Raw genomic sequence first — 11,188 nt, 5'->3', positions numbered from 1 at the left:
GCTCGGGCGGGGATGGCGGGATGCTCATGATCGCGAGATGCGCTCGTGCGGGATGCGGTGACCGGCCTCGACCGCGACGGGCAGCCGGTTCTCCGCCGGCGGCAGCGGGCAGGTCGCCAGGTCGGTGTAGGCGCAGGGCAGGTTGCCGGCCCGGTTGAAGTCCAGGGTCACCGTGGCGTCGGCGGCGGGCGCGTCGAGGGTCAGCGACCGGTTCGCCGCGTACGTGGTCACCCCGCTCGTCGCGTCGGTGAACAGCACCAGCAGGCTGCCGGCGGTGTGGCCGGGGAAGGCGGTCAGCGCCAGCGGCTGGCCGTCGACGGTGAACTCGACGCGCCCGGGGGCGTCGTAGACGTGGGCGAGGCCCTCCACGGCCGCGCCGACCGTGACGGGTCGCGGCGCGCCGAAGGGCACGTATCGTCCGGTGAGCACCCAGCGGGGATCCGGCGGGTAGGCCGGGGTCGGGGTGTGGTCGAGGCGCAGCCGATTGCCGGGATGGCGGGGGCGGACGATGTTCTGCCCGCCACGGCGGGCGACCTCGACGACCGCGTCGCCGGCGGTGGCGTAGACGCTGCCCCGCTCCGCGATGGGCACGAAGGTGTACCGGCCGGTGCGGCGCTCGCCGCCGACGGTGAGTTCCTCGCCGTCGGCGAGCTCGACGGTCACCCCCGCCTCGCCCGTCGACCAGGCTCCGGGGGCGTCGTCGAAGCGGGTCGGCTCGGCGTCGAGCCAGTGCAGGGCGGTGACGGCGAGGAAGCCGTGCGGGTCGGTGAGCGACCGCTCCCGCGCCTCGTACCACTCCCGCCACTGCTGCTCGAACGTCGCGCGGTCATCGATCTGCCGCATCGTCACGAGAACTCCTTGTGTACTCGGGGGTCGTCAGACGACGACCGCGTTCGCCACGAACTGCCCCACCAGCACTCCGATGATCGTCACCGTGGGCAGTGCCGCGCCGCGCAACGCGTGGCGCAGATGGATGCGCACCCGCCCGGCGCCCTTGGCCCGCGCGGTCTGCACGTGAGGAACGACAGCGTGTACGCCGCCCACAGCACGGCGACGGCCTGGGCGAGGCAGCGGAGCACATACCGTCACATGCCCGCTGCCCCGCCCGCGACCACGACCACGACCACGACCACGACTCAGCCCTTCCACGTGTCGTGCAGCTGGATCCGACTCGACGCCTCGAACGCCAGGCCGTGCACCTTCGTCGACACGCCCAGCTCGCTCGGCGCGAGCCGGTAGGTGTGGGGCGGCGGGACGGCTGCGCCACGCTGCCTCCTTCACCGCGATCAGGGGCCCGGCCTTTCAGACCGATACCGCAAGGGCACGCAGAGACAACCATGGGCCCCGGAAGCCTGTCAGCGGCTCGAACGTCGCACAGTCCTCCGTCGCGGGCCGCGGGCCGCGGGCCGTCCTGGCCTGCGGCCCGGCTTGTTACCGTCGCTGCCTACCAGGCACGGTCGCCGCCCACCGGACGATGACGACCCGAACGACGATGAGGTGAACGGATGAGTCGGCAACACCTGAGCGCCGATGCGCGGATGCCGGCTCGAACGGCCCGTGAGGTGGTCGAGGCGAAGGAACAGGCGATGCTGGCCGCCTCCCGGGCCATCGTCGAACTCTTCATCGAGCGCGGCACGAACGCCTTCACCATCCGCGAGCTCGCCGCGCACGCAGGAGTCTCGGAGCGTTCCTTCTACCGTTACTTCCCGCGCAAGGAGGACGTCGTGCGGCCCTTCCTGACGGCGGGGGCCGAGCGGATAGCCGCCGAGCTGGCCGGGCGGCCGCCCGACGAACCGGTGCCGACCTCGCTGGTGCGCGTCTGGGCCGGTTCCTGGGCAGCCACCCATGTGGACCAGCTACGAAAGCTGTACCGGATCCTGCGGGAGTCGGAGGGTTTCCGGGCCCAGTGGTTTCAGATCATGGCCGACAGCGAGCGGTTGTGGGCGGGTGCCATCGCGGCGCGGCTGGGTATCGACCCGCGCTCCCCCCAGGCCGCGCTGGCCGGAGCGGTGGTCTCGGCCGCCGCGCGCCTGTCGACGGTGGAGTACGGCGAGGCGGGCGGCGGCGAGAGTCCCGCTGAGCTGTTCGCCATGGCCCTGGCGATGCTGGGGCCCACGCTGTTCACCGCCCCCGACCCAGGACAGCGGTGAGAGCACCGGGCGGATGAGAGCACCGGGCGGCCGCCGGCCCGTCAGGCCGCCACGGCCCGCTCGCCCCGCAGGACGGCCTTCGCCGCGGCGCCGGTCGCCACCGGGCGACCGACTGCGGCGGCCAGCGCGGTCGCGGCCTCGACGGTCTCGCGGTTGGTCATGGCGTTGAGGGCGGCGATGTCCTCGATGCCGACCCGGAGATGACCGCCGCGTTCCAGGGCGTAGCGGGCCAGCTCGGAGTCGAGCAGCACGCCGCCCTGGATACTGACGACCCACGGCAGTCCGCAACCGTCCATCATCGACAGGTACATGTCGAGGGACTGCCTGGTGGGGGGCAGTCCGAACCCGGCGGTGGGCGCGCCGTTGATCAGGTACCGGCCCCCGAAGTACAGCTTGATGACGGAGCCGGCCGGGAACATGCCCCTGGCCGCGTAGGCGAGGGTCCAGCGCAGATTGCTCGGGTCGTAGATGCCGATGCTGAGGGCTGCGCCGGTGCGGCGGGCGAACGCGACGACCTCGTGCGCGGACGCGTAGTCGGCGCCGCCCTGACGGTGGCGGGACGGCAGCCCGTTCTCGTCGAGCACGGCGAACTGCGTCAGCCCCGGGTCCAGCGCCGCCATGGTGAGCAGGCCGGCGTCGGCCAGCGGCTGGAGATGGGCGTTCTTCTCCGCCATGACCTTCTCGCCGCGCAGGTAGTCGTTGTAGAGGCAGGCGTCCGGGTACGTCTCGAGCACCTCGCGCTGGATGCGCAGGACCTGGGTGACGGCCTCGTCGCGGTCCAGGCGGAAGTTGTGGTGATGGTGGATGACGCCGGCCCCGGCGGCCAGGGACTCCCGGGCCTGGCGGATGAGTTCCTCGGTGGTCTGCAGCTCCCGCCCGTCGCGCAGCGGGGAGATCGCCGCCTCGATGACGACCGGATCCGGACGGGCTGTAGCACTCATAGCTGCACTCCTTCAGTTCGCGAAGGATGGTAACGCTAGCAGCGTCTGGCAGTTTCTGCCATACCTGGCCCGCCGGTCGGGGCGCGACCGGTCACTCAGCCGCCGTGGCGGCGTCCGCGGGCGGCGAAGCTGCGCAGGGCGCGCAGGAAGTCGATCTCGCGGAACGCGGGCCAGTAGGCCTCGCAGAAGTACAGCTCCGAGTAGGCGCTCTGCCAGAGCAGGAAGTTCGACATCCGCTGCTCGCCGGAGGTCCGGATCACCAGGTCCGGGTCGGGCTGCCCGGCGGTGTACAGGTGGCGGGCGATGTCGTCCATGGTCAGCGAGGCAGCGACGTCGGCGAGGGAGTCGCCGGCCTCGGCGCGTTCGTGCAGGTGCTCGCGCAGCGCCTCGATGACCTCCTGCCGCCCGCCGTAGCCGACTGCGAGGGTGACGTGGAAGCCGGTCGTGACGGTGCGGGTCGTCTCGACGGCGTCCTTGAGGACCCGCGCGGTGCTGTCGGGCAGCGCGTCGAGCATGCCGGCGAGGTGGACCTGCCAGCGGGCGTCGGGGCGGGCGAGCCGGTCGCTGACGACCTGCTCGATGACCTGCATGAGGAAGGCGACCTCGGCGTCGCCGCGGCGCTGCAGGTTCTCGGTCGAGCAGACGAACACGGTGACGTGGCGGATGCCGACGGCCTCGCACCAGGACAGCACGTCCTCGGCGTGCTCGGCGCCGTAACGGTGGCCCAGGCTGGGGTTGGCCAGGCCCATCTCCCGGGCCCACCGGCGGTTGCCGTCCATGACCAGGCCGACGTGGGCCGGCAGCGGGCCGGCCATGACCTGCCGGCGCAGCCGCCGGGTGTAGAGGGCGTAGAGAAGAGGACCCGGCGTCATCTGAACCTTCCGTTGCGTGAGAGTACTCGCGCGGCCTTCACCCGGGCCGAATCCCATCCCCCGCCGCGGCCGGTGCGGCCGCCGGGAGGAACCGGCGCACGACGTCGTCGAGCACCGCGGTGTAGGGACGGTCCAGCCGGCCGCGGGCCCGCATCTCCAGGTAGCGCACGACGACGGCGTGGATCGCGAGGGCGTCCCACTCCGGCTCGGCGGCGGGCAGGCTGCCGTCGCTGCGCCCGTCGGCGAGGACCTCCGCGAGGATGCCCCGGTGTTCGGCGTAGATGTCCTCCAGCGCGTCGGCGATGCCGACGACGAGACCGACCTCGGGGGTCATGAACGTCCGCCCGTCCCGGCTGGCGCGTTCGTCCCAGCCGATCGCGAGCAGCTCCTCGATCCACGCCACGGCGGCCGCCCGGGCGTCACCGGCGCGGCGCACCACCACCCGCAGGCTGTCGCGCACCCCGTCGGCGGCCTCCCGTTGCATGGTGAGGACCAGTGCGTCCTTGGACGGGAAGTGCCGGTAGAACGTGCGCCTGTTCACCCCGGCGCCGCGCAGGATGTCCTCCAGCGGCGTGGTCGCGCGCCCCTCCTGGCCGATCAGCCGGTGCGCGGCACGGATGATGGCCCGGCGCTCCCGCTCGGCGCGGTCGGAATCGACCGGGCCCGACGACCTGCCCGGCACCTGCGCGGCAAGCCGAAGCGGCGCCTCAGCCACTGGGGCCCATCCCGCCAACACTGGGGCCCATCCCGCCGACACACCCCTCCGCGCTCGTCCTGACCGGATGCCCGCGCCGGCCACCGCACGACGGCGTCAACGGGTCGGCGGCGCTGCCCGACGAGGTGGACGATACCGGAGCCGATCAGGTGCCCTTCCGGGGAGGGTGTCACGAAGGCCGCCGCATGCCGGGCGGCGCACTCGAGCGCCTGTGTGAGCAGCCTCTGACGTGTCCGTCACCGTTGCGCAGGCCGACTCTCCTACACTGGGTGGACTATGGGCGACTCGACCTCCACGGACATCGTCGACGAGGGCGCGGCTCCCGACGGCGATCCCCGGGACCTGCAGGTCGAGCAGGCCGGCACCGAGAGCGCGGTCGGCCGGTTGGGCTGGCGCGCGGCGCGCACCCGCAATGCGATCCTCGACGCCTCCAAGAAGCTTTTCCTGGAACGCGGGTATGCCGGCACCCGCATCAACAACATCACCGATGCCTGCGGCATCTCCCGCGCCGGCTTTTATACCTATTTTCGCGACAAACGGGAAATCTTCGACACCCTCGGCCAGGCCACCTTCCGAGAGCTCCTCCAGGTCGTCGCGGAGTGGGAGACCATCGCGCGGCCCTGCACCCGGGCCGACGCCGTGGCCTGGGTGTGGCAGTACTTCGCGTTCATGGACCAGCACGGCGCCTTCATCCTCTCCGCGCAGTCCGGCCCGGCGGACGAGAGCGTCGGCGCGGCGAGCAACAAGATGCAGATGCGGGTGGCCTGGCTGCTCGGTGTGCACCTGCGGGGCCGTCAGCGCACGCCCACCGACGCACCCGAGGCGCTGGGCCTGGCGGTGCAGTCGATGCTGGACCGCACCTGGTACCACTGCCACGCCCAGCACCTGCCGGTCGATGACGCCGACGTCGTCAACACGATCGGCGGATTCATCACCGCCGCACTCGAGGCCTGAGACCGCCCGTCGCCTGAGACCGCCCGTCAGACCGCCGGCGGTCCGTTAGACCCCTGGCGACCCGTCAGAGCCCCGGCGGCCCGGCGGGCACCGATGGGACGGCGGAGACGAGGTCGCCGTACTTCTCCCGGGCCGCAGCGAGGCGGCGGCCGAGGAACTCCTCCGGCCAGGCCGGATCGTCGGCCTCGTAGTTGCGCAGGAGCTGGCGGGCCAGGTTGACCTTGTGCGCCTCGGTGGGCCCGTCGGCGAGGCCGAGGGCGAGCCCCGTGGTGAACATGTCGACCAGCGGAAGCTGCTCGGTGATCCCGAGCCCGCCGTGGACCTGGATCGCCCGCAGCACGATCGACTGGATGACCTTCGGGGTGAGCACCTTCAGGGCCGCGATCTCGGTGCGGGCAGCATGCTCGCCCTGGGTGTCGATGAGCCAGGCGGCGTGCAGCACGGCGAGGCGGAACGGCATCAGCTCGGTGTAGGACTCGGCGATGAACCCCTGCACGAACTGCTTGTCGGCCAGTGAGCTGCCCTGGGTGAAGCGGCTTTTGGCACGCTGTCCCATCATGTCGATGGCCCGCTGGGCGACCCCGATCGCGCGCATGGCGTGGTGCAGCCGACCGCCGGCCAGCCGGGACTGGGCCACCTCGAAGCCGCGTCCCTCCTGGCCGAGCATCGCATCCGCCGGCACCCGCACCCCCTCGTAGCGCACCAGGGAGTGGCCCGGTTCGTGGTGGTGCGCGCCGAACACATGGTGGCTGTCCTCGATCACCACTCCGGGGGTGTCGCGCGGAACCAGGAAGGTCGACGCACCGTGATGCACCGGGACGTCGGGGTTGGTGATCGCGACGATGATGAGGAACGAGGCCACCGCGGCGTTGGACGACCAGTACTTGCGGCCGTCGATCACCCACTCGTCGCCCTCGCGCCGGGCCCGGGTGGTGAACACCCGCGGGTCGGCGCCGCCCTGCGGCTCCGTCATCGAGAAGCAGGAGAAGATCTCACCGGCCAGCAGGGGCGCCAGGTAGCGCTCCTTCTGCTCCGGCGTGCCGAAGCGGGCGATGATCTCGGCGTTGCCGGTGTCGGGTGCCTGGGTGCCGAACACGATCGGTCCCCAGTCGGTGCGGCCGAGGATCTCGTTGAGCAGGGTCAGTTTCACCGCGCCGAAACCCTGCCCGCCGAGCTCCGGGCCCAGATGCGGCGCCCACAGGCCGGCGTCGCGCACCCGCTGCTTGAGCGGATCGACGATCCTGCGCCGTTCGTCGTCGAGGGGCAGGTACTCGCAGCCCGGGAACAGCACGTCGAGCGGCGCCACCTCGTCGCGCACGAAGGCGCGGACCCACGCCAGCCTGGTCTCGAACTCGTCATCGGTCGAGAAGTCCCATGCCATGGTTTTCTCCTCCCAGCACTTTTTCCTCCCAGCGCCTGGACCGGTGACGGCTCAGGGACCGGTGACGGCTCAGGGCATTCCGCCGTCGACCCGCAGGGTCGCGGCGGAGGTGTAGCTGGACGCATCCGAGATCAGGTACAGCGCGGAACCGACGATCTCGGGCGGGTCGCCGGCGCGGCGCAGCGCGTGTGCCTGGGTCGCCTCGCCGACGGCGTCGAGGTCCCAGTGCCGGCTGACGTCGGTGTAGAACGGACCGGACATGAGGGTGTTGACCCGCACCTGGGGGCCGAGGGCGAGCGCGAGGCCCTCGGTGAGCGCGTTGAGGCCGGCCTTGGCCGCGGCGTACGGCAGGATCGCCGGGGTCGGCCGGATGGAGCCGGTGGAGCTGACGTTCACGATGGCGCCGCGGCCCGCGGCCACCATCCGCTCCCCCACCAGCACCGACAGCCGGAACGGACCCTTGAGGTTGAGGTTGACGACCGCGTCGAACAGCTTCTCGTTGACGTCGGCGAGGGTGTCGTACAACGGCGACATCCCGGCGTTGTTGATCAGTGCGTCGACCTTGCCGAACCGGTCGTAGGCGGCGTCGACGAGGCCGGGCAGCTCGTCCCAGCGCCCGACGTGCACGGCGTACGGCAAGGCCTTGCGGCCGGTCTCGGCCTCGATCTCGGCGGCGGTGGCCGTGCAGGAGTCCAGGTCACGGCTGGCGATGACGACGTCGGCCCCGCAGCGCGCCGCACCGAAGGCCATCTCCCGGCCGAGCCCGCGGCTGCCGCCGGTGATGAGCACGACGCGGTCGGTCAGGTCGAACAAGGTGTCTGCGTATCCCATATCAGCCTCTCCGGGCCGGCAGGGAGCGGGCGAGGTCGGCGGCGGTGGCCAGCAGCTGCAGCACCAGCGGCCCGAACGTCTCGACCTTGGGGTCGACCGTCCCACCGCCGACGAGAGCTGCGTAGCTCTTCTCCAGCACCACGCCCAGCTTCCAGTTGGCCAGCACCAGGTAGTAGTCGATGTCCTCGGTCGAGCGGCCGCTCACCCGCTCGTAGTGCTCCAGCAGTTCGGCCCGGCGCGGCATGCCGGAGACGTCGAGATAGAAGCCCTCGGTGCGCGGCTGCTCGCCGTCCCAGCCGAGCAGCGCCCAGCCGAGATCGAGCAGCGGGTCGCCGATCGTGGTCATCTCCCAGTCGATGATGGCGGCGAGCCGGGCCGGGGTGCCGTGGTGGAACATCACGTTGGCGAACTGGTAGTCGCCGTGCATGATCCCGGGTTCGAAACCGGCCGGACGGTTCGCCCGCAGCCAGTCGGCCGCGGTGTCGAGGCCGGGCAGCTCGCGGAAGCGGTAGGCGCCGAGGAAGGTCAGCCAGCGGTCGACCTGCCGCTCGTGGAAGTTCTCCGGCCGGCCGAACCCCTCGAGGCCACGGGCCCGCCAGTCGACCCGGGACAGCTTCGCGATGCCGTCGACGAGTTCGAACGCCAGCCCGCGGCGGGCGGCCGGGTCGGTGTCGAACGGCGCCGGCCAGGAGCCGGTCGGGCTCCAGCCGTCGACGGCACGCATGACGTAGAACGGCATTCCCAGCACGTCCCCGGTGGCGTCCCCGGCGACGAGCTCGGCGTGCGGCACGTCGGTCCCCCGAAGCGCGCGCACCAGCCGCAGCTCGCGGCGCAGTCCGTCGATCCGGGACTCGCTCGCCGAGGGCGGCGGCATCCGCAGCACCGTGCGCTCGCCCCCTCGGGTCAGGGAGTACAGCTCGTTCTGCGAGCCGCCGGTGAGCCGGTCGATGACGGGCAGCTCGCCGACGCCGGGCACCTGCTCGGCGTCGAGCCAGCGGGCCAGGCGGGCGGCGTCGAGCCCCACGCCCGGCACGGCCGCGCCCGCGCTCACCACCGGCCCCGGCTCGGGCTGGCTGACTGGATCAACTGGATCGGGTTCCCCATCCGGACCTCCTCGTCGACGGGGGCGGGACGAGGGTCAGAATAGCATTCTGTCCTGTCCAGAACCAGATTCTGAGAGATGGCCCGATCCGGCCCCGCGCCGCGCGCCGCGCACGGCACACTTGCAGCCATGGAGTCGACCCGACTGGAGTGGGACGCAGCGCCCGCGTCCGTACGCGCCGCCGTCGATCGAGCGTTGCACCGCCACCAGCGCGACGCCCTCGACGAACTCGGGCAGATCCTCGACGCCGCGCTACGGGTGGCGGTGCGGGTGGCACCGGCGGAACCGCGGGTGAGCGACATCGTCGCCGAGGCCGGCACCTCGAACCAGACCTTCTACCGCTACTTCGCCGGCAAGAACGAGCTGATGCACGCCGTGATGGAGCGCGGTGTCCTGCGGGTTCGCTCCTACCTGGGCTACCAGATGGCCAAGCAGACCGACCCCGCCGATCAGATCGCCGCCTGGGTACAGGGACTGCTCACGCAGCTCACCCTGCCCGAGGTGGCCATCCAGAGCATCGCGATCAGTCGACTGACGCTGCGGTCGGGCGGTTCCGGCCCGGGGCGGGCGACCCTCGACGACCAGCTCGGCGAACTGCTGGTCGCGCCGCTGGCCGCCGCCGGGCGGCCCCGCCCCGAGCTCGATGCGCGGGCGATGCTGGACGTCGTGATCGGCGCGCTCGAACGCCACGTCGCGGCCGGCACCGGGCCCGACGCGGCGGAACGCGAGTATCTGATCACGTTCTGTACGGCCGTCGCCGGGCAGGCCTGACCCCGGGGGCCTCTCCCCGGTGCGATCTCCCTGGTGCGGTCTCCCTGGGGTGTGGCGGCCCCTGCTCAGTGTGGCGGCCCACCGGCGGGCAACGGCGTGCGTGCGCCGAGCAGACCACCGACGAGCAGGAGTGCGAGCGAGCGATGCACGTCGTCGCGGTCGAGCACCGGATGGCGCTGCCAGGCGTGGTAGGGAAACTCGCCGAGCAGAACCCACAGCACGATGGCGGCCGCCGACGGGTCCAGCGATCGTCGCGGCGCCCACCGCGCCAGCAGCCGCGCGGTGACCTCGTCGAGGTAGGACCGCATCTGGCGGCTCAGCCGCTGCAGCTGGACGGTCGGTAGAACCCCGGTCGTCCACACGTGAAAAGTGGGGCCGTGCTGTCGTAGGACGTCCAACCAGCGGTCGATCCAGGTCAGGACGTCGGTGGCGTGTTCGGCCCGCAGCAGGTCATCGAGATGGGCGCAGAGGTCGACCGCCGCCTGGTGGGCCAGCGTCGCGAAGATCGCGTACCGGTCCTCCCAGTACTGGTAGAACGTGCCGTGGGCGACGCCGGCCTCGGCGGTGATGTCGTCGACGCTCGTCCCGGCCAGCCCGCCACGCTCGAACGCCTTCCTGGCGGCGGCGAGGATACGCCGGATCGTCGGCTCGGACCGCCGGGTGACCCGTCGGCGAAGGCCGAGCGGAACCGTCTCGCGCCAGGCGCCGAGCGGATCCGTGCGGTCCGTGCTCCGCTCGAGGAGCAGTTCGGGCCAGGGCGGACCGGCACCGACGGCGACCGCCGCGCCCGTGGGGCCGCCGTCTCGGGGGAACAACGACGAGTGGATGATGATCGCGAGCGTGGCGTGCACGGAAGCCTCGGAGGTGCGGACATCGGGGCGGCGCGGAGCAAAAACGACGTGCGTCCACTGCAGGAGGCTGATGCTCGCGATCGCGATGACGCGGGTGTCCACCGGACCGGTGCCGGCGAGGGCGAGCCGGGACCGCATCGCGTCCGCGAGCACGTGCAGGTACCGCTCGGAGGGATCTTCGGGCTCCAGTTCCTCGTCCGCGACCAGCGGCCAGGTGGCGAAGACGGGGGAGTGCCGGCGCAGGACCTCGCCGAGACCGTCGAGCCAGACGCGGAACTCGGCCAGCCCGGCCGGTCCGGGCTCGATGACCCGTTGGCGGTGGAAGTGGCGGACAAGATCTGCCCCGAGCTGCTCGTAGAAGAGGGCGAACAGAGCTATCTTGCTCGGGAAGTACTGATAGAAAGCCGTGTCCGAACGGCCGGTGGCCTCGGTGATCGCCGAGATGCTGGTCCCGTGGTAGCCGCGCCGCGCGAACAGGGCACGGGCCGCCGCGACGATCTCCGCGCAGGCCCGCTCCCCTTCCGGACCGATGACGGGGCTGACCGGATAGGGATCCCGCCGCCGCGACGGCAGGATCAGCGCGCGCTCGGGCCCGACCACCACCCGACGCCCCCTTACGT

Annotated in this window: 12 protein-coding genes; 3 read left to right on the top strand and 9 right to left on the bottom strand. The window is 71.9% G+C overall.

The features are described from left to right. Window positions 1-24: 24 nt before the first annotated feature. On the bottom strand, window positions 25-843 hold the full coding sequence (locus NBZ83_RS24355; RefSeq protein WP_261569597.1) for a DUF1684 domain-containing protein: 819 nt from the start codon (window positions 841-843) through the stop codon (window positions 25-27). A 33-nt stretch (window positions 844-876) separates the two neighbouring features. After that, window positions 877-1,014, bottom strand: coding sequence for a hypothetical protein (locus tag NBZ83_RS24350; protein ID WP_308203376.1), 138 nt, complete (start codon window positions 1,012-1,014; stop codon window positions 877-879). A gap of 524 nt (window positions 1,015-1,538) precedes the next feature. On the opposite strand from NBZ83_RS24350, the gene NBZ83_RS24345 reads away from it, so the two are divergent. Continuing rightward, on the top strand, window positions 1,539-2,150 hold the full coding sequence (locus tag NBZ83_RS24345; RefSeq protein ID WP_261575870.1) for a TetR/AcrR family transcriptional regulator: 612 nt from the start codon (window positions 1,539-1,541) through the stop codon (window positions 2,148-2,150). Between the two features lie 41 nt (window positions 2,151-2,191). Here NBZ83_RS24345 and NBZ83_RS24340 read toward each other — a convergent pair whose 3' ends face one another. The 3 genes from NBZ83_RS24340 to NBZ83_RS24330 form a co-directional block, all read right to left on the bottom strand. After that, window positions 2,192-3,091, bottom strand: a complete 900-nt coding sequence (locus NBZ83_RS24340; RefSeq protein ID WP_261569593.1) for a 3-keto-5-aminohexanoate cleavage protein — start codon at window positions 3,089-3,091, stop codon at window positions 2,192-2,194. A 95-nt stretch (window positions 3,092-3,186) separates the two neighbouring features. Next, on the bottom strand, window positions 3,187-3,963 hold the full coding sequence (uppS, locus tag NBZ83_RS24335; protein ID WP_261569592.1) for a polyprenyl diphosphate synthase: 777 nt from the start codon (window positions 3,961-3,963) through the stop codon (window positions 3,187-3,189). Between the two features lie 37 nt (window positions 3,964-4,000). Then, the gene (locus tag NBZ83_RS24330) at window positions 4,001-4,678 is read right to left on the bottom strand and encodes a TetR/AcrR family transcriptional regulator (RefSeq protein ID WP_261569591.1); all 678 of its coding nucleotides are present in this window, start codon (window positions 4,676-4,678) and stop codon (window positions 4,001-4,003) included. Window positions 4,679-4,954: 276 nt separating this feature from the next. Between NBZ83_RS24330 and NBZ83_RS24325 the strand changes: the two genes are divergently transcribed. Then, on the top strand, window positions 4,955-5,632 hold the full coding sequence (locus NBZ83_RS24325) for a TetR/AcrR family transcriptional regulator (protein WP_261569590.1): 678 nt from the start codon (window positions 4,955-4,957) through the stop codon (window positions 5,630-5,632). A gap of 64 nt (window positions 5,633-5,696) precedes the next feature. Here NBZ83_RS24325 and NBZ83_RS24320 read toward each other — a convergent pair whose 3' ends face one another. From NBZ83_RS24320 to NBZ83_RS24310, 3 genes are all read right to left on the bottom strand, one after another. Next, window positions 5,697-7,013, bottom strand: a complete 1,317-nt coding sequence (locus tag NBZ83_RS24320) for an acyl-CoA dehydrogenase family protein (RefSeq protein WP_261569589.1) — start codon at window positions 7,011-7,013, stop codon at window positions 5,697-5,699. A gap of 69 nt (window positions 7,014-7,082) precedes the next feature. Then, window positions 7,083-7,844: an SDR family NAD(P)-dependent oxidoreductase gene (locus NBZ83_RS24315; protein WP_261569588.1), complete on the bottom strand. Its 762-nt coding sequence runs from the start codon at window positions 7,842-7,844 to the stop codon at window positions 7,083-7,085. Between the two features lies 1 nt (window position 7,845). Continuing rightward, entirely contained in the window at window positions 7,846-8,895 is a 1,050-nt protein-coding gene (locus tag NBZ83_RS24310) for a phosphotransferase family protein (protein ID WP_261569587.1), read from the bottom strand. 129 nt (window positions 8,896-9,024) lie between these two features. Between NBZ83_RS24310 and NBZ83_RS24305 the strand changes: the two genes are divergently transcribed. Continuing rightward, window positions 9,025-9,717, top strand: coding sequence for a TetR/AcrR family transcriptional regulator (locus NBZ83_RS24305; protein ID WP_368861897.1), 693 nt, complete (start codon window positions 9,025-9,027; stop codon window positions 9,715-9,717). Between the two features lie 65 nt (window positions 9,718-9,782). Here the strand turns inward: NBZ83_RS24305 and NBZ83_RS24300 are convergent. Further along, on the bottom strand, window positions 9,783-11,188 hold a 1,406-nt coding region (locus NBZ83_RS24300), incomplete at its 5' end, for a TetR/AcrR family transcriptional regulator (RefSeq protein WP_261575869.1).

The sequence above is a fragment of the Frankia gtarii genome (assembly GCF_025403375.1).
Lineage (GTDB): Bacteria > Actinomycetota > Actinomycetes > Frankiales > Frankiaceae > Frankia > Frankia gtarii.
Note: the sequence above shows the minus strand (reverse complement) of the source record. Positions and strands in the feature narration are given on the sequence as shown.